Annotated in this window: 18 protein-coding genes and 1 pseudogene; 7 read left to right on the plus strand and 12 right to left on the minus strand. The window is 42.5% G+C overall.

What is annotated here, in order from left to right; all coding sequences use genetic code 11:
• Positions 1 to 27 precede the first annotated feature (27 nt).
• A complete protein-coding gene (locus MSWHS_RS02215; protein WP_048125643.1) occupies positions 28 to 465 on the minus strand; it encodes an NUDIX domain-containing protein in 438 nt (145 codons plus the stop codon).
• A 189-nt stretch (positions 466 to 654) separates the two neighbouring features.
• On the opposite strand from MSWHS_RS02215, the gene MSWHS_RS02220 reads away from it, so the two are divergent.
• The 4 genes from MSWHS_RS02220 to tnpA (MSWHS_RS18790) all read left to right on the plus strand — a co-directional run bounded on the left by MSWHS_RS02220 (position 655) and on the right by tnpA (MSWHS_RS18790) (position 4993).
• Entirely contained in the window at positions 655 to 2370 is a 1716-nt protein-coding gene (locus MSWHS_RS02220; protein ID WP_048125645.1) for an aldehyde ferredoxin oxidoreductase family protein, read from the plus strand.
• Between the two features lie 454 nt (positions 2371 to 2824).
• A complete protein-coding gene (locus MSWHS_RS02225; RefSeq protein ID WP_048125647.1) occupies positions 2825 to 3211 on the plus strand; it encodes a translation initiation factor IF-5A in 387 nt (128 codons plus the stop codon).
• Positions 3212 to 3289: 78 nt separating this feature from the next.
• Positions 3290 to 4165, plus strand: coding sequence for an agmatinase (gene speB, locus MSWHS_RS02230; protein ID WP_048125649.1), 876 nt, complete (start codon positions 3290 to 3292; stop codon positions 4163 to 4165).
• Positions 4166 to 4531: 366 nt separating this feature from the next.
• Complete coding sequence (gene tnpA / locus MSWHS_RS18790; protein ID WP_082088120.1) at positions 4532 to 4993, plus strand: IS200/IS605 family transposase; 462 nt, start codon at positions 4532 to 4534, stop codon at positions 4991 to 4993.
• 28 nt (positions 4994 to 5021) lie between these two features.
• Here tnpA (MSWHS_RS18790) and MSWHS_RS20815 read toward each other — a convergent pair whose 3' ends face one another.
• From MSWHS_RS20815 to MSWHS_RS02250, 4 genes are all read right to left on the minus strand, one after another.
• Entirely contained in the window at positions 5022 to 5189 is a 168-nt protein-coding gene (locus MSWHS_RS20815) for an MM0924 family protein (protein WP_197074007.1), read from the minus strand.
• A gap of 538 nt (positions 5190 to 5727) precedes the next feature.
• Positions 5728 to 5931, minus strand: a complete 204-nt coding sequence (locus MSWHS_RS02240; protein ID WP_048158709.1) for a helix-turn-helix transcriptional regulator — start codon at positions 5929 to 5931, stop codon at positions 5728 to 5730.
• Positions 5921 to 6316: a DUF2178 domain-containing protein gene (locus MSWHS_RS02245; RefSeq protein WP_048158710.1), complete on the minus strand. Its 396-nt coding sequence runs from the start codon at positions 6314 to 6316 to the stop codon at positions 5921 to 5923. The genes MSWHS_RS02240 and MSWHS_RS02245 overlap by 11 nt, the downstream gene beginning before the upstream one ends.
• Positions 6317 to 6896: 580 nt before the next feature.
• Positions 6897 to 8885 (minus strand): cation:proton antiporter, encoded by a 1989-nt coding sequence (locus MSWHS_RS02250; protein WP_048125657.1) that lies wholly within the window; start codon positions 8883 to 8885, stop codon positions 6897 to 6899.
• A gap of 620 nt (positions 8886 to 9505) precedes the next feature.
• Here MSWHS_RS02250 and ablA point away from each other — a divergent pair.
• Positions 9506 to 10765 carry a lysine 2,3-aminomutase gene (gene ablA / locus MSWHS_RS02255; RefSeq protein WP_048158711.1) on the plus strand — a complete coding sequence of 420 codons (1260 nt, stop codon included), beginning with the start codon at positions 9506 to 9508 and terminating at the stop codon, positions 10763 to 10765.
• 174 nt (positions 10766 to 10939) lie between these two features.
• Entirely contained in the window at positions 10940 to 11788 is an 849-nt protein-coding gene (ablB, locus tag MSWHS_RS02260; RefSeq protein WP_255350505.1) for a putative beta-lysine N-acetyltransferase, read from the plus strand.
• Between the two features lie 284 nt (positions 11789 to 12072).
• Here ablB and MSWHS_RS19915 read toward each other — a convergent pair whose 3' ends face one another.
• The 7 genes from MSWHS_RS19915 to tnpA (MSWHS_RS02290) all read right to left on the minus strand — a co-directional run bounded on the left by MSWHS_RS19915 (position 12073) and on the right by tnpA (MSWHS_RS02290) (position 17501).
• Positions 12073 to 12453: a hypothetical protein gene (locus MSWHS_RS19915; RefSeq protein ID WP_156148052.1), complete on the minus strand. Its 381-nt coding sequence runs from the start codon at positions 12451 to 12453 to the stop codon at positions 12073 to 12075.
• Between the two features lie 155 nt (positions 12454 to 12608).
• The gene (locus tag MSWHS_RS02275) at positions 12609 to 13265 is read right to left on the minus strand and encodes a flavodoxin family protein (RefSeq protein WP_048125665.1); all 657 of its coding nucleotides are present in this window, start codon (positions 13263 to 13265) and stop codon (positions 12609 to 12611) included.
• 155 nt (positions 13266 to 13420) lie between these two features.
• Complete coding sequence (locus MSWHS_RS18795; RefSeq protein ID WP_082088003.1) at positions 13421 to 13597, minus strand: hypothetical protein; 177 nt, start codon at positions 13595 to 13597, stop codon at positions 13421 to 13423.
• A 287-nt stretch (positions 13598 to 13884) separates the two neighbouring features.
• Positions 13885 to 14937, minus strand: a complete 1053-nt coding sequence (locus MSWHS_RS02280; RefSeq protein WP_048125671.1) for an epoxyqueuosine reductase — start codon at positions 14935 to 14937, stop codon at positions 13885 to 13887.
• A 326-nt stretch (positions 14938 to 15263) separates the two neighbouring features.
• Entirely contained in the window at positions 15264 to 16331 is a 1068-nt protein-coding gene (locus MSWHS_RS02285; protein WP_048158712.1) for an epoxyqueuosine reductase, read from the minus strand.
• A gap of 387 nt (positions 16332 to 16718) precedes the next feature.
• Complete coding sequence (locus MSWHS_RS21890; RefSeq protein ID WP_255353712.1) at positions 16719 to 16841, minus strand: hypothetical protein; 123 nt, start codon at positions 16839 to 16841, stop codon at positions 16719 to 16721.
• 246 nt (positions 16842 to 17087) lie between these two features.
• Positions 17088 to 17501, minus strand: a complete 414-nt coding sequence (gene tnpA, locus MSWHS_RS02290) for an IS200/IS605 family transposase (RefSeq protein WP_048158713.1) — start codon at positions 17499 to 17501, stop codon at positions 17088 to 17090.
• 28 nt (positions 17502 to 17529) lie between these two features.
• On the opposite strand from tnpA (MSWHS_RS02290), the pseudogene tnpB reads away from it, so the two are divergent.
• A pseudogene (gene tnpB / locus MSWHS_RS02295) lies at positions 17530 to 18643 on the plus strand (IS200/IS605 family element RNA-guided endonuclease TnpB).
• Positions 18644 to 18831: the final 188 nt, after the last annotated feature.

Raw genomic sequence — 18831 nt, forward strand, 5'->3', positions numbered from 1 at the left:
AAAGAATAGATAGGCATATTTTTCGGATCAAACTGGAGGCTTGTAAGGTTTTTTGTTTTCGAGGGCAAACCTTTTGAAAAAATCCCTGAAATATGCAGGAAGTGTCTCCATTTCAAGAATACTTTCAAGGGAAGTCCAGGCATATTCCATGTGTTCATAGCTTAATTTAACGTCAGCGACAACATACCCCCCATTAAATACAATAGCAATAACCTTTTTTCTCGGAAGTTCAAAGGTTACTTCCCCTGCAATTTCCCCTGGAACGATTGAAATTCCCGTTTCCTCCCAGACCTCACGTATAACTGCCTCTTTAAGCGACTCTTCCGGGTTCACCTTCCCGCCTGGAAGATCCCATTTCCCAGGGTTGGTATGGGAGTTTTCCGAGCGCATGAGCAGCAGGAATTCTCCTTTTTCGTTCCGGACAAGGGCATATACAGAAATGATGTAAGGTTTCTCCAGATTCATGTAATATTATCTAAGATTTCTTTGCCTTAAAGTCTGGCTCTTTCAAGATCTTCACAGTACAGATCCTGATTAAAAATTGCTTCTCAATAGAAAGGCTTTAAGGCAAATATTTCTATAGAGCAGTTAAAGAGTTTAAGGAAAGGACAGAATTCACGCAATGGACGAATAATAATATAATATGGGATTGATATGGCTGGCTGGACAGGAAAAACAGTATATGTAGACCTTAGCTCCGAAGCAGTTACCGTCACCGGTACCGATGAAAGATTAATCCAAATGTACCTGGGCGGCAGAGGACTTGGAGTTAAGTTACTTTTCGAGCTTTCAGATCCTGATATTGACCCTCTTAGCCCCGAAAACCCCCTGATTTTCACTATCGGGCCGCTTACAGGCATTGCCCCCATGGCTTCAGGGACAGTCCTTACTTCGAAATCTCCTCTCACAGGCACCGTATTCAGCTGGAACACAGGTGGGGGCTTTGGGCGAGAACTGAAAAAAGCTGGAATCGATGCCCTGGTTCTTGCTGGAAAGGCAAAACAACCTTCCTTTGTGGAAGTAAGGGGAGATGAGATTAAAATTGTGCAGGCAAGCCAGCTCTGGGGAAAAGGTACTGACGCATGCACCGAGGCCCTGAAAAGTAAAGGAAACGTAGCTTGCATAGGCAGGGCAGGAGAAAATGAAGTTCTTATTTCTTCTTTCGTCATTGATTCCATCCACAGCGGAAGGGGGGGGCTGGGAGCGGTTGCGGGCTCAAAGTTGCTGAAGGCAGTGGTTGTAAAAGGGGAAAAAGAGTGTTTACCAGCCAGTCCTGAAAAGTTCAAAGAACTTGAAACAAAAATGCTAAAGCTTTTTGAAGCCAATCCCGTGCTCTCCAAAGGGCTTGCAAATTATGGTACGCCTGCATTTGTAAAGCTTCTGGATTATATGGGACTCATTCCATGCAAAAACTTTTCCGGAAGGGAAATTACTTTTGCGGACCTGTTTTCAGGGGAGTATATCAAAACCAGCTTCGAGCTTGAGAAAGAAAGCTGCTCTGCCTGTCCTCTGGGCTGTAAACGAAGGATTAAAAAAACCGGGCAGGTTCTTCCTGACTACGATTCCCTCTGGGCTTTCGGGTTCAACCTTGAAAATCAGGTATTTGATTCGGTGCTCCTGGCAGACAGAATCTGCAAGGATTACGGGCTTGACCCCATTTCTGCAGGTTCCGTGCTTGGCGCCTGTGCAGAACTCCAATCCAGGAAAATGAATGTCAGGGAACTTGAAACCCTGCTTGCAGGAATCGGAGAAGGAAGCGAACCCGGAAAAGGCTCCAGAAAGTACCTCTTGACCCGGGATAGGAAATACCTCAGTATGGATGTAAAGGGTCTAGAACTCGGAGGTTTTGATCCCCGGGGGATTAGAGGACAGGCCCTTGCTTACGCGACTTCCTGTCACGGAGGAGATTACCTCACAGCCTTTATGGTCGGGCCCGAAGTACTTGGAAAGCCTCTGCTCCTTGATCGTTTCAGCCTCAAAGGAAAAGCTGGAATTCTGCAGGTATTTGAAAACTTGACTGCTGTGCTGGATTCTCTTGTGTTCTGTCCGTTTTCGATTTTTGCCATCAATGAGGAACTCTGTTCAGCTCTTCTACATTCGGGGGCCGGGATAGACGTATCTCCTGCGGAACTCCTGAAAGCAGGAGAAAGAATCTGGAATCTGGAGAGGATTTATAATTTGAGAGCGGGGTTTACACGGAAAGATGATACTCTTCCGGAAAGGTTGTTTGAAACCGGCAGCGAAGAAAGAGGAGATGGGATTCCCAGGCAGGAGTTTGAAGCTGCTCTTCAGGATTATTACCGTTATCGTGGCTGGAATAAGGAAGGAGTACCCTCTCAGGGAAAACTGAGAGAACTTGGACTTGGATGATAAAGAAAACCTGAAAACAGGCTGCGGATTTTGCATGTACCTCAAATTCCACAGGAACGGGGTTCGTCTGGACCTCATTCAAACAGCCAAATTTTACCTATAATCTTGAAGACTTCGTTCACATTAGTGGAATAATCCGATTATTTAGGACTTTTTCTCTAATTTTTGTGCTCGGAAATACGAAATCTCTCATAAGCGTTATATACTCTAGGATAATTAATCGTATTAGTTCTCTATCTGTGAGATTGTACATGCATTCAGGTAGTAATTACTTTCCAGTTTTTCTATACAGAGCAAGTAAGCAAAGTATGGATAAAAGGGTAGACAGGCTTAAAAATTAGAACAGCCATCTTATACCACTTCACCGGAATTGGCACTGGAAAATTTCCAGCAAATTCGGTATGGTGCTTACAACTTATTGATGCACATAGCTAAAACGTAAGGGAGATTTGTTATGAAACAGCAGGTTGAAGTTAAGGAGTTAAAAGAAGGGAAGTACATGATCGTCGACGACGAAGCATGCGTTATAAAGAGCATTACAAAATCCAAACCCGGGAAACATGGATCTGCAAAGGCAAGAATAGAGACAATTGGCCTATTTGACGGTCAGAAGCGCTCCTATATCGGCTCTGTTGCAAACAAAGTATATATCCCGATTGTGGAACGGAAGAATGCACAGGTAATCTCAATCGTCGGCGAAATCGCTCAGCTCATGGATCTGGGGGATTTCTCAACATTTGAGATTATAATCCCTGAGGAATACAAGGATAAAGTAAAAGAGGGCGAGGAAATTTCTTATATCACAGCTCTTGGAAAAGTCAAACTCGATATAAGGACATAAACCCTGAAAAGCAGGAGAAATCTCAGGTTAATAACCTGAACTCTTTTTTTAAGTGAACAATTTACCTCAGGTAAGAGTATGTTTTTACCCACTTCCTTTATAGATGCCCTTGCAGACTATGAGTCTGCACGTTATGTTATTTTCGGTGTACCCTTTGACAACACCTCCTCGTATCGCGCAGGCAGCCGTTGGGCTCCGGATGCGATGAGGCAGGTCTCTGCAAATTTTGAAAGTTATAACCATACTTTTGACATTGACCTTGTGGATCTTCCTATTTATGATGCCGGGAACCTGGAAACTTCAGCTTCAGTTGACGAGACCCTGTGGGATCTTTACGAAAATGTAAAGGGTTTACTGAATGACGGAAAGCTTCCAATTATGCTTGGAGGAGAACATTCTCTGACTTATTCTACGGTTAAAGCGTGTGCCGAGTTTGCAGGAGATGATTTCGGAGTTCTTGTCCTTGATGCCCACTTTGACCTCAGGCAGGAGTACAGGGGGTTCAAGCATAACCATGCATGTGTATCCAGGAATATTCTCGATCAGGTCACGGAGAATCTTGTTTCCATAGGCATAAGGAGCGGCCCGGAAGAAGAATGGGTTTTTGCCAGGGAAAATAGCCTGAAATACTACACGGCAGATGATGTTGAATCCATGGGGATGGTCGAAGTCCTCAAAGAAGCAATCGAATGGCTGGATTGCAGCCAGCTCTACCTTTCCCTTGACATGGATGCAATAGACCCTGCTTACGCTCCTGGTCTAGGCACACCTGAGCCTTTTGGCCTCAGTGCCCGGGATGTCAGAACTGCAATAAGGACTCTTGCTCCTTTCTCAATGGCTTTTGACATTGTTGAAATTGCTCCTGAATATGATTCCGGACAGACAGCCATGCTTGGAGCAAAACTCATGAGGGAGTTCATTGCCTCCCATGCAAAAAGTTGCATCAAACTATAAGCTGCAAAGAAAAAACAGTTTCAGCTTTTTGTAAAAAAGTAATGGAAAGGGACGAGGTTTCCCACTTTGGAACTTCTCCTATTTTAAGTGATCCTTTAAGTGATCCTGAAATTTAAAGTTTTGAACTTACTGAGCCCACAAGGCAACAATCTTGTCAATGGCTAAATGCGTCAGTTTTCCTTTATTACTATGGGAGTGCAGAGGGTCACGAATACCCTGACCTTCAGGTCGGGGATGAAGTGAACCCTCGCTGGCTGTTTTGTATTCGCTTAAACTGTATCAATCATCGTTTTTTTGTAAAATGAGGTTTTTTGACACCATAGCCACAGGTGGTTCCAGCTACCTATGGCTAGGATGTGATAAGCGTTGGAATTGCGCAGTTTTAGCCATGGCTATGGTCAGATTACCTACCACATCGTGTTGGTGCCTAAGTATCGATACAAGATATTCTACAATAAACGAGTTAAAAAGGATTGCGAGTCTATATTCCACAATATTTGCACAGAGAAAGGCTACAAAATCCATGCTCTGGAAGTTGTAGATAATCATGTTCACCTGTTCCTGGAATTCCACCCAAGCACCTCTCTATCAGAGGTGGTTCAATACTTGAAAGGAGGTAGTTCTTACAGATTGTTCAAGCTTCATCCTGAACTGAGAACACGATATTGGGGTGGAAGTCTATGGTCAAGTGGTAAATTCTATCGATCCGTTGGAAATGTAACCGCTGACACAATCAAGCACTACATTAAGGAGTCGCAGGGAAAACCGAAAACAGAGGTTCAATCATATAGATTAAAGTCTAGGCAACGGAAAATTGACGATTTCTAAGTACCAGAATAACCGGGCGGGCGGCCCATCAGCATACCCCATCCTTTAGGTTGGGGTGGCCGCACGCAATTTGATTTTCGAGGGTGAGTACATTGTCTGCACAGGCTTTTACTTCCCCCTTGAATATATCTGGCCCACCACAGTAAACATCCACGGCACTCTCCAGGTAGTGCTCTACTATAAAAGATTGCAGCATATTTGTTAACTCCTGTTGATATTCTTATTTTCAATAGATGTTTTGTTGATATTCTTATTTTCAATAGATGTTTTTATTTGCCTGTTACCTGTTGATTTTATTCTTTATTTCCGAGATTTCCATTGTTACCATATATCAGCTTTCAAACTGAGGTCTTATAAACAGACATCTATATTTAACTACTTGTTCATTCTTTATAAATTTATTTGGAAATTGTTCTTGATTTTCCGGACGCAGTAGATTTAAACCCCCAATTAAGAAAATGAACTTATGCACTGAAATCTCAGTTCTTTATTAGATCTCGATTTTGTCAAATATAATATCCTGATTATATGGTCTTTTACTTCAGGTTTATTTGCGTGGAAGGGCTCGTGAAAGTTAAGTTTAGCTGGAAAAATTATTATAATGTCTGCTTTTGTGACAAATCGGGGGAGAACTCAGGCAATAACTGAGAAAATACTTTTTACTGTTTTTATTAAGAAGATGATGTTCCGGTATCTTAAAAAAAAGGTTTATATGTCTCTTTACAGGGGACCTCTCAATTCTTGCCGTCCTCGTAGAGAAAAATATCTTCAATGCTTGTGTTAAAAAGTCTGGAAAGCCTGAACGCAAGATCAAGGGAAGGGTCATATTTTCCTTTTTCAATAGCGTTTATTGTCTGCCTTGTTACCCCCACCTTTTCAGCAAGACTTTCCTGGGTAAGGTCATGAATTGCCCTGTAAACTTTAATATTATTCTTCATCCCAGCCCCCATATTCCCTGTTGTAAAACCTGTAAAATAGAGTGTAAAGCACAAGGACACCGCAGCTTGCGTATGCCATGAAGAAACCAAGGTCAGTATGTCCGGGATATGTATTCCTCATGGCTATCAGGACTGCACCTCCAAGGGCAAGGCCCAATGCCATTATCTGGAGAGTAACGCGCGAAGCCTTCTGGCTAACCTGTTGAATCCTCTCATCTTCAACCACACCTTCCAGCCTGCTTTTTAAATTGTACATAGCCGCCATGCCTGCGAGTACAACACCTGCTGCAAGCGCCGGATTTCCTATCGAGACTGAAAAACCTACAACAGCCCCCATGATCATCGTGATCAGTAGGGTAATCATTCTAAATTGCTTTTTTTTCATCTGAAAAACCTCTTCATATATTTTCCAATTACAATAGTTATCATTTTCATTTTTTCAATTTTAACTCCAAGTATACTTCTAATGACATATTGTCAATATAGGTATACAAAATGTAATGTATATTTTACATTAAGTTGGATAAATATTACATTATTTATAGATTTCGGAATGGGAAGAATAGTTAAAAACTCTGAATAAATATGGTCTGGAAAAAAGGTTTGAAGAAGAATATTTGAAGAGGGGGTTGTCCTCTTCGAGTGTGTCTGATAGGAATTTCAGCTGCTTAATCTTAATCTGGAACATTGTGCCAGATTGTTTAAATCTCTAAAAATCGAAATTCCATATAAAAATTTGAAGTTTTAAACCTGTTCAGCAGTCCATCTAAAATAGTTAATCTGTATCAGAGGGTTTTTCGCATTTTATCTGCACTGTACTAAATAATTTATATCTGATTAACCCATTATTATAACTATGGAGGATAAATTTTTAAGATATGCTGAAATTATATTTTGTATTACTCTTTTTGTACTTATTTTGGTTGCCTACAGTAATACACCGGTTTGAAATAAAATGAATTTTCTCATTTCTTCTCCTCAAAAAGCTCTCTAAGCTCTTCAAGTCTCTCCGGAGGGCTTATCACAAGCAGGATATCATCGGACTTAAGTTCTGTCTCAGCTCCCAGATCATAGATTAGCTTGTGGTCCCTGGAAATTGCAAGCACAGAAACTCCATACTTCTTCCGGATATTAAGGTCCACCAGAGTTTGCCCCGTGGCTTCCGAATTCTTCCCTACTCTTACGCTTCGGATTTCTACATCGGAAAAGTCAAGGGAAATTTCACAGATACTTTTCCGGCGCATTTCAGGGCTGCGAAGTATCCTGTAGTGGTTAGCTCGAAGTTGGTTTCCCATTGTTTCTATCTCACTGAAAGGGACCATGTACTTGTGGAGCACCCGGGAAAAGAGTTCTATGGAACTTTCAAATTCGTCCGAGATGACCTCATCCGCCCCAAGAGCATAAAATCGGTCGAGTTCACTCAGGAAGTGGGTTCTTGCAATAATATGGATTTCAGGATTCAACCTCCTTGCCGCTTCAATGATCCTCTGTGCACTTACGGGGTCGCCTGCAGTTATAACAACTGATTTTGCAGCCCTGATGCCTGCATGTTCCAATACGGCTTTCTGGGCTGCATCTCCGTACATAATAGGTTCTCCTTTTGACTTTTCTTTCCTTACGGTATCCGGGTTGATGTCGATTATGTTGTAGGGAATCAAAGCTGCCCGGGCAGCGGTCGCAACGTTTCTTCCGTTGACTCCGTAGCCTATAATGATCAGATGGTTTTCAATTCCTCCTTTTCTGCTGTACTCTAAAAACCCTCTGTACCAGCCGGATTTTAGCACCGGGGGAAGGGAAAGCCCCTGAGCGAAAGCCGCAGCTCGGGGGGCCATACCCATGATGAAAGGGGTAAGCACCATGGAAAGCACTGCCACGTCCAGGAACTCCTGATAGATTTCTGCGGAAAGGAGCCTGTTTTCAAAACCGACACCTGCAAGGATCAGGGAAAACTCTCCTACCTGGGAAAGGGAAAAGCCTACCAGGATCATCGTATTCAGGGGAAAACCGATAAGGAAGGTGCTCAGGGCATTTATGAAAGCCTTGAGTAGCAGCACTGCAAAAGTGGCAGTCAGGATCAGGAATAAGTGCTGCCTCAGGATGTCCAGGTCAAGCAGCATCCCTATGGAGATAAAAAAGATGCTCATGAACATATCCCTGAAGGGGATGACGTTTCCAAGGGCCTGGGTTGCATATTCGGACTCGGAAATAATCAGCCCTGCCAGGAAAGCCCCGAGGGCGAGGGAGAGCCCTGCCATGGAGGTTATCCAGGCAACAGAGAGCCCTATTACCACCACACTCAGGAGAAAAAGTTCACTATTGCGGGTCCTTGCAACCTGGTACATAATAAAAGGAACCACATACCTGGCGCTGATCAGGGTAAGCAGGACAAGCCCCAGGGCTTGCAGGATAAGCTCTAAAAAGCCGTTTCCTTCTCCCGAAACGCCCGCAAGAGGGGGAGTCAGGAGGATAATTACCACTGCAGCCACGTCCTGGAAAATCAGGATTCCCAGTGAAGTTCTCCCGTGGGCACTGTAGATCTCTCCTCTTTCTTGCAGGATCTTAAGGACAATTGCCGTGCTGCTCAGTGCTACCAGCGTCCCCAGGAAAATAGAAGTTTCCCTGGAGCTCCCCAGCAGCAAGAAAATAATAGTGATCGCAAGAGTAGTAATTGAAAGCTGAAGCCCACCTCCAAGGAGTACTATTCGCTTGAGCTGCAGGAGGTCGCGCAGGGAAAACTCTATCCCTATGGTGAAAAGCAGGAGTACGACCCCTATCTCGGCCAGCAATTCGATTTCTCCGCTCTCCTGAATCAACCCGAGCCCAAAAGGCCCGGCAATGATACCTGCAATTAAAAAGCCCACCAGCGGTACAATCCTTAGTCTGGAAAATGCAAAGACTACAGGGATCGAGAGCCCGAAAATAATCAGAAGGTCCCTTAAAAGTAATGATACCATCAATTGTAGATTGATTTCTAAATTAATATATATTTCATTGATGCAAAGTGGAAACACCCCTGCAATGGGGTACCCTGGCAATAACAAAATTCATCGGGGATATATCCGGAAAATAAATGTAAAAATGGAATTATAGGGCATTAAAATCTTTTTTTAACCCTAAAACCCTTAAATAAACTCTATTAGATAATTAAATGTAAATTATAGCCTTTATCTCTTTATGAAAATTTTATTACATTCCGGAAACTGCTAAATAAAGAATCAATTTCTTTTCTTCCTTTTTATGTGCATATACTCTCCCCAGAGGAAGCAAAATAGAGAATGCCAGAAGAATTGTAATTTTAAAAGAAGATAAAAGGACAGAAAAAGGTGAAATCTAAAATTGTCATGAATATAATAGTGATTTTTAAGATTTATTTTTGAAAAAGGGAAATTTTTAAAACTTCTTTAACAAAAAAGTATTTAATATATGCATTAAATCTTAGTATTATTCAATTAAAGACGCATTTTCTTTAAATAAGCTGGAAAAGACAGGATTTTTTATCCTAATCAGGATTCCATTTACTATATTTTGGACATGTGTCCCTTAATTTTTCTTCCAGCTTTCACGAGGTTTAAACGTGAGATCTAAAATTAAAGACTATTTTAACGCATCTAATGAAGAATTTTCAGACTGGAAATGGCAATACAGGCACAGAATTACTACCGTGGAAGAGCTTGAAAAACTGGTTCCGCTTTCGGAGCCTGAAAAAAAAGACATAAAGAAAGCGCTTGACGTTTTTCCAATGGCGATATCTCCTTATTATGCTTCCCTTATTGATCCGGAAGACCCGGAATGTCCTATCCGAATGCAGGCTGTACCCCTTTCAGCTGAACTTCAAAAATCATCATGGGAACTTGAAGATCCTCTATGCGAGGATAGTGACTCTCCTTCTGAAGAGAGTTGCATAACTCACAGGTACCCGGACAGGGTACTTTTCCTTATCTCAAATCGCTGTGGGATGTACTGCAGGCACTGCACCCGCAAACGCAGGGTCGGCAACAGAGAACATGACTATTCTGAACAGGTAATCAGGGAGGGGGTCGAGTATGTCAGGGAGCACCCTGAAATAAGGGATGTCTTGCTTTCGGGGGGAGATGCCCTTCTTGTTTCTGATGAGAGGCTGGACTGGCTCTTAAGGGAACTTTTTGATATTCCTCATGTGGAGATAGTAAGGATAGGCACAAGGGCTCCTGTAACCCTGCCCCAGCGCATAACCCCGGAACTGTGTGAAATCCTGGGGAAATACCCTTCGGTCTGGCTCAACACCCACTTTAACCACCCAAAAGAGATTACTTCTGAAGCTAAAAAGGCAATGGATATGCTTTCCCGTGCAGGAATCCCTCTGGGCAACCAGTCCGTACTCCTCAGGGGAGTAAACGACTGTCCGGTAATAATCAAAAAACTCTGTCACGAACTCCTGAAGATAAAGACCAGGCCCTATTACCTCTACCAGTGCGATCTTTCCTTCGGGCTGGAACATTTCAGAACCTCAGTTGCAAGGGGTATAGAGATCATAGAGATGCTCAGGGGGCATACCTCAGGGCTTGCTGTCCCTACTTTTGTGGTCGACGCTCCTGGTGGAGGAGGAAAAATCCCTGTTGGACCCAATTACCTTATCTCAAATTCAGATAATGGAGTCACCCTCAGGAATTACGAAGGGGTGATCTGCATATACCCGGAACCTGCAGAGTATTCTGCGGTGTGCCAGCAAAAATGTTCAATCTGCGATAAGAACCCCGGGCTTAAAAGTGATACGGGCCTTGCAAAACTCTGTGATGAAGATAATGATGTCATATCCATCGAGCCCGAAGGGCTTGAAAGAAAACAGCGTTTCTGAAGAGGAAAAAGCCAGGAAATACCGGTGCTCCGAAAGCAAAAAAAGTGTTTAATAACTTAAGGAGGTGTTACTGCGGAAAAAAACGTTCCTTTAACGCTTGAGATTAAAGAAGAACTCCCGGACTATTGGAAAAAAGCAGAACTGAATACTCCAGGGGCAAAGGCTGAACTCATTATTGATTACTACAATAGAAGAATAAAAATCATGGATTTTTCCGGGTTTTTTGAAGAAATCTCCGGAGCCCTCGAAGCCCTTGCCGAAGCAGAAGAAATGGAAAAAATAATCGTATACACTCCGCCAGAAAAAGGGCACGAGGTCAAAAACTGCGGATATGTAGAGGAAGGGATCATCAGAGGATATTACCCCGAAAAGGACTGCCGTATTTTCTCAAGCTACCTGGATAAATCTAGAGGAATTTCCTTTAATAAGGAAAAAGAGGATCAGGTAATCAAAAATTGCCTGAGGAAGGGTAGAGGGACTGGAAAACACCCACATAAATCAGGAAATTCCCGGAAAAAAGAGGGCTGGAAAAAACAAAAAGAAAAAATCCAGCTTCCAGAAGAGTACGTACTCAGGTTCGCAGTCCAGGCTGATGCCTCCTCAATGGCAACTCTTTACAGTCAGGAATTTCAATTTTATCCCACTCCCGTGCACATGGAAAGCTACCTGCTCAAAACCATGGATTCCGATGTCCTTTACCTTCTTGTGGAAAAGCAAGGGAAAATTGTGAGCCTTGCTTCGGCAGAAATGGATTCCGAAACCGGGAGTGCTGAAATCACTGACTGCCTGACAGTTTCTTCAGAAAGAGGAAAAGGGTTGATAAAAGAGCTTATTGTAGCTCTGGAAAAAGAACTTTCAAACAGAGGCTTCCGGAGTACCTATACTCTCTGCAGGGCTTTGTCTTTTGGCATAAACACAGCCTTTGTCTCCCTTGGCTATGCTTACACAGGCAGGCTCGTGAACAACTGCAGGATAGGAGAGGGGTTTGAAGATATGAACATCTGGTGTAAAATGCTAAAGTGAATGCCCCTGAAAAATCAGGACTTAAGGAAAAACGCTTAAGGAAAAACGCTTAAGGAAAAACGCTTAAGGAAAAACGCTTAAGGAAAATCGCTTAAGGAAAAATGCTTAAGGAAAAACGCTGATTTGCTGTTGAAGCTGTTCTACGGTTTTCTTCGCAGCTTCTTCAGCCAGATACTTTCTGTAAACTTTTAAAGACACAATCCTTTTTGTGGAATCCTGCAATTCCATATTCCCATGTATCAGCTTTTCCCCACCCCTGGAGCCCGTGTTTACAAAAGTTACAGTTACATTTCTTTCTTTGAATTATTCAAAATATTTTGTGTCTCTCCCGCAGAGGTATAGAATAACAGGATATTCGGGTCTGAAGAGGCGTAAACAGGTGTATTGAGCCCATCTTGTTTACTTACATTCACCAGAAGGGCTTGAAAATCATACTTATCCTCAACCGCATCGGTGACTGATATTTCCATGCATGTTTTTCCAGTTCCGCTTCGAGTTTTACTCAGGTATTTAGAGGTGGAATCGTCTCCTTCTACATAAAGATAGATCCTGCTCGGGAAGTCAATCTGAGGGTCCCCCGAGGAATAAGCACTTACCTTTGAATTTGTTTGCGTCTCACTCTGAGCCGCCTTAGAGTCCAGAGTATAAAATGAATAAAATGACAACTGTAAGGATAAGCACGAAAAGGGGAACTTTTTTTATATACCTTCAGCAGGAAACCCCTGAGTCTTTAGTCCAGGGATCGTTAACTTCAAACAATTACACAATAAACATTATATATAAAATATTAAAAAAATATAAAATTAAGTGGGTTTTCGATTCATTCTTTTGACTTCAGGTATTCTGCAATCTTCTTGCCCAGTTCTTTTGCGGCAGTGACAGCTTCAGGCTGGTCTTCAAATTTGTTTATTCCTGCGGACGCTTTAGTTGCATCCGGGCCGAACATCATCTTGATGCCGCTCATGTCACATTCGTCTCCATATTTGCATTTCACACAGGGGTTATTGCCAAGGACCCTGACAGAACCTACTGCCTCCATCCCTTCCTCCATCATGTAATATGTGATCGCATTAATGCCGTTCTCACATGCAGGTGGCAACTTAAATGATTCCTTAGGGACTGCACATGTAACTATGATCCCGCCTGGTTTTCCCTTCATGAATCCGTATCTATGGCGAAGCGGATAGAGCCTTTCAATGAATGCCTTTGTACGTGAGTCAAGGGTGGAATATGGTGTAAAACCTGCAATAATAAGAGCATCTGCTTCTTTAGCTTTTTCTGCCAGGGCAATGCCGTCGTCTTTAATTACACAGACATTTGTATCTACGCAGCCCAGACAGGCCTTGCAGGGAGCAATGGTATAATCGATCAGCTTGACAAATTCGTAATCCATACCTGTTGCTTCAAGTGCCGCTTTAAGAGCACGATCCGTATTGCTATCTTTAATCGGGGAACCCGATACTCCCAGAACTTTCATAATTACCCTCCACTTAAATAATCAGTTTGTAATCACTTTAAATCTTGTGCTTAAAAGAAGGTTTGGAAAGGAGGTATCAAAACTGAATATGAAAATGATGAGTAAGATATTGGAGGAAATGTCTTTATATATCAGTCTCTTATCTTTTTCAGCAGTCACGCCATGTTCTGACCGAGTTTTTTCATGGTCTGCAGTTTGAAAAGTGGATCTTTTCCTCTATTATGCTCTGATCCAGAAACTATAACTGCCCTTTCTATCAGAGCTTTCATCTCACTTTTCAGATCGGCAACATATGTGGGTGTTGTCAATATGATGCCATCGGCTTCGATCATCTTTTCAATGCACTCATTTATTCCATCTCCAGAAGCTCTCGGATAGCGGTATGATCATTCAACAACATGAAAGAGGGGAATATGTGATCACTGGTAAAGGATTCAGGGTGATGGAAAGTGTCAGCGATATATGTTTCTTTTTCGTTTCTGAAGAGAATTAAGCATTCTGGAACAAATGTAGAGGGGCAAGGAATGTATTCAACATGATACCTCTCTTTACCGCAGACACATGAAAACCCATCTTATTTGAAGAGGATATACGTTTTTTTTGCTTAATTTCTGCTTAATTATTCCTCTGAAACCGATTCGTAAAGTTTTCTCCTTTCCGGGGGCATGGCTTCAAGATATTCCTTTGCTTCTTCGGGAGGGACTGCTCTGCAGGTACCGTCAGGTTCCTGTATGACCACGCCGCTTTCTTTGAGCATCCTGTACCGTGCTTTTCGGACTTCTTTGTCTGGATGGCAGACGAAGTGGCAGTTGGAACAGGTATATTCCATTCTATTTCCTGGAATCAGGCAAATAAAAAACCCACCCTTTATCTTCGGCCTTTCGAGGTAAGCTTCTATGGTACCGGGCAGAGCAGCAATGAACTCTTCATCCTTTTCAGGGATTTTAAAGCGCGCAGGAGACCAGGTAGACCACTTTCCTGAAGAGTTGAGGCCTGCGAGTCCTCCGCAGACAAGGAAGCAGCGGCTATTGCTTCTTCGCTTCCCATAGCTAAACTCTTTTCCTCCAAGGGTTATAGTGACCTTCTCAACCGGGTCCACGTATCCGGAGGAACAGACTGAAAGGCAGAGCTTGCATTCGTCACAGTAGTTTTCTTCTTCTGGAAGAGGGTCTGTTGGAGTCAGTTCCGCGTCAGTAACGACTGAGGCCAGGACAATCGCTGACCCGTATTCCTTTGTAATAATGTTTCCTGAGTATCCGAAGTGCCCTATCCCTGAGCGAACAGCCAGGTACCTGTGGGAAATAGGGGGGTGCATGTCCATCATCCAGTTTTCCGTATCCATCCTGTAAACGAAATTTGCAGATTGAGGGACAGCTTTGTACCCCATCTGCTGCAGGAACCCTGCCATTTCTAGGGCGATCCCGTTGGCAAGAGTGGTTGTCCGGACCTTATTCTTTTCGAGGGATTCATGGTCCTCTTTTTTGAAGTAAGGGTCGATAAGGCTCTGGTCAAAAGCCAGGGCAAAACAGATAGCTGACTTTGCTTCAGGCAGTACATAGGTCAGGTCGGCAGAAGGGGGGCCTCCTGCAAGGGTTTCAGTTGTTGCTATTCCCACTTTGAAGGCTCCAAGGGTCAGAGCCATCTCTTTGAGAGATTCGGTTAGTTCGTTCATTTTCCTATTCCTCTTAAACACCAAAAAAGATTAATTCCCAGTATAGTTTATGTAAGGTCACCGATATATTCTTAACCTGCACTGGAGTGTACTTCTAAGACTCAGGTATAGTCCAATGACCTTTTGCCTACTTCTTTTAGTACTGTTTTTCAGAACACGTTTTTTCTGAATTTGGAAGCCCCAGGATAAAAAATGTAATAATAAAAGTAATAGAAAAGTTAGTCTGCTTGAGCGAGTAAAACGAGCGAATCAGACAGCTCACTGCAGAGTTGCAACTCTGCTGGCACAACTATACTGAAAAATAAAAAGTCGTTTTTAGGGAAAAATCATTCCTCTGAAACCAACTCGTAAAGTTTTCTCCTTTCCGGGGGCATGGCTTCAAGGTATTTTTTTGCTTCTTCGGGAGAGACTGCCCTGCGGGTTCCATCGGGTTCCTGTATAATCACACCGCTTTCTATGAGCATTCTGTACCGTGCTTTTTTTACTTCCTTATCTGGGTGGCAGACAAGCTGACAGCAGGAACAGGTGTATTCCAGCCTGTAACCTGGCATCCCTGCGAAGAAAAATCCTCCTTTGATCTTTGGCCTTTCAATGTACGCTTGCATAGCAGGAATCTGCGCATCAGGATTCAGCATATCAGGAACATCTTCGTCTTTTTCGGCAATCTCAAAGCGTGCTGGAGACCAGGTGGACCATTTTCCTGAAGGGTTCAGGCCTGACAGTCCTCCGCAGACATAACCGCAGCGGGAGTAGTTTCTTCGCTTCCCATAACTGAACTCTTTTCCCCCAAGAGTAACCGTGACCTTTTCAACGGGGTCCACGAATCCGGAGGAACAGACTTTGAGGCAGAGCTTGCACTCGTCACAGTAATTTTCTTCTTCTGGCAGGGGGTCTGTCGGGACAAGTTCTGCGTCTGTAACTACTGAGGCCAGGACAATTGCAGACCCGTATTTGTTTGTGATAATTTGTCCGGAATACCCGAAGTATCCGACACCTGAGCGGACTGCCAGGTACTTGTGAGATATCGGGGGTTTCATGTCTTCAGGCCCGTTTTCGCTGTCCATCCTGTAAACGAAATTTGCAGCCTGAGGGACAGCTTTGTACCCCATCTGCTGCAGGAACCCTGCCATTTCCAGGGCGACCCCGTTGGCAAGGGTGGTTGTCCGCACTTTATTAGTTTCAAGAGATTCATGATCCTCTTTTTTAAAGTACGGGTCTATAAGGCTCTGGTCAAAAGCCAGGGCGAAACAGATTGCCGATTTTGCTTCAGGAAGCACATATGTCAGGTCGGCAGAAGGGGGCCCGCCTGCAAGGTTTTCCGTGGTTGCTATTCCCACTTTGAAGGCTCCAAGGGTCAGAGCCATTTCTTTGAGAGATTCGGTTAATTCGTCCATTTTCAATTCCTCTAACACTAAAAGATTAATTTCCAGAATAGTTTATGCAGGGTCATTTATATATACTTAACATACACTGGAGTGTACTTCTAAGACTCAGGTATAGTCCAATGACTTTGTTCCAGCTATTTGGTTCAGCTATATGCTCTTACGGAACAGAGCGGAATATGGGAAAAAAGTATAAACAAAAATAAAAATAAAAGAAAAGTTAGTCCGTTTGAGCGAAGCGAAACGGACCGCGTACTGTTGCGATTACATCGTAACTTCCCGAAAATCTCCGATTTCCTGAGATTCCAAAGTGCAACTCGGGTTTTACGCCATCACAACTCCGTATTTCGCAAACACCTGTACAAATGTCTGTCTCAGTTCTTCTGCTACCTTTATTGTTTACACCGTATCATTGAGGCTTACAGTGTTTCCAAGTTCTGTGATTTTTAGCTTTACAGCCTGCACTGCAGAAATGTCGTTTTTACAGGAAGAAGTGTAAAACCCATGAAATATTAATTTCATAGGATATAAGCGTCAACTTTCATAAATTCACTGTACCAAGTTCGTATTCATGTAAAGCCTAAACGGACGAATGGACATAACTCAGTAGGTATGGTATAGCCCGAATTAACACTCATGGAAATGTCGATGGTTTTCTATGAAGTGAGAAGCTGCTAAGTCTTTAGCTTAGGGGTAGTTCACTTTTATCTTTATATGAAGAAGCATAAAACCCCTGAGTCTTTAGCTCAGGGGATATAAGCGTCAACTTCACCCCTGATTCCGTATGTAATATTCTGCCGCCTCTTTACTCACATTTCCGATAGTATACGCAAAATAACCATCACTCCATAACGTATTCTCACCCCAATAATACTTTTTCAGATATTCTTTTTGAGTTTTCCATAACCTGTTAGTATATTCTTGTTTCAATTTTCTGACAATTGACAAAACGCTAACTTTCGGCTCACTCTTGATCAAGAAATGAATATGGTCTTTGTCAGTTTCCATTTCAAAGATTTCAAAGTTAGACTCTTTTGAAATGTCACTCATAATCTGTTTGAGTTCTTCGCTAATTGGTTCAAATATGACTTTTTGGTATTTGCAAACAAAAATAACATGGTACATTAACAAAAATTTGCTATGATTCCGTGTTTCATACTTCGTATTTACCAAAAAGTACATGTGTTGTTAAAGCATATAATGCCTTTGTATGATGCAAGCGTTCAAATTTAGACTCTATCCTACAACTACACAAGCTATTCAATTGAATCAGCATATAGGTAGCTGTAGATTTGTCTATAATTGGGCACTTGACCAGAAAATTAAAACTTATGAGCAGACAGGGGGATCAATTTTCCAGATTTGACTTAAACAAATTAATTCCTACTCTAAAGGCTTCTAATGAGTGGTTAGGAGAAGTTAACTCTCAATCATTACAGGGGATGACTAAGCAGGTTGAATCCGCTTTCACTAGATTCTTTAGAGAGAAAACAGGGTTTCCAAAGTTCAAATCAAAAAAGAATCCGATACAGTCTTTCCCTGTACCTCAACACTACACTGTAAACTTTGAAAATAATACTATCAAGCTTCCAAAAATAGAACCAATTAAAGCAGTTCTTCACAGGAAGTTTGAAGGAGAGCCTAAAACGGCTACGGTATCAAGGACATGTAAAGGACATTACTACATCAGTATCCTTGTTGAAGATGGAAAAGAACTTCCAGTAAAGGAAGCTTTCACAGAATCAACAACAGTAGGAATTGATGTAGGTATCAAAGACTTTGCTGTCCTTTCAACAGGAGAAAAGGTTGAGAATCCAAAGTACTTGAAAAACTCTCTTAAAAGGCTCAAAGTATTACAGAAAAGAGTCTCAAGGAAACAGAAAGGCTCTAAGAACAGGGCAAAAGCTAAACGAAGACTTGCTGTACTGCATGACAAAATAACAAATCAGAGAAATGACTTCCAGAACAAACTCTCTTTTAGACTTGTTAGCGAAAACCAAGCTGTAGCTCTGGAAACTCTAAATGTTAAAGGCATGGTTAAGAATCATCACTTAGCACAGGCTATAAGTGATTCTGCGTGGAGTAGTTTTGTAACAAAGTTGGAATATAAGGCTCAATGGTTTGGAAAAACCGTCCTGAGAATAGGACAATTTGAATCCTCTTCTAAGCTATGTAGTGTGTGTGGATACCACAATAAAGAGCTTCAGCTAAAAGACAGAGAATGGATTTGTCCAGACTGTAAAACCAAACACCATAGAGACATTAATGCCGCTATCAATATCAAAAAATTCGCTCTCATAGATCAGAATCTAATTGGATTATGACACCGTAGGGACTACGGGGATGAGCTTGGGGACTTGCCCTCAATAGAGGGAGGAATGAACCAAGAAGCCACTCAGTCTTTAGCTGAGTGGTAGTTCACCTCCTCCTCTTGACTTTCATATTTCCTTCAACTTTCTTTTCCCCTTAAATTCAGGGACCTTTGTTTCAGGTCCTTATACCCTTTTATGCT

The organism is Methanosarcina sp. WWM596, assembly GCF_000969965.1.
In the GTDB taxonomy this organism is placed as follows: domain Archaea; phylum Halobacteriota; class Methanosarcinia; order Methanosarcinales; family Methanosarcinaceae; genus Methanosarcina.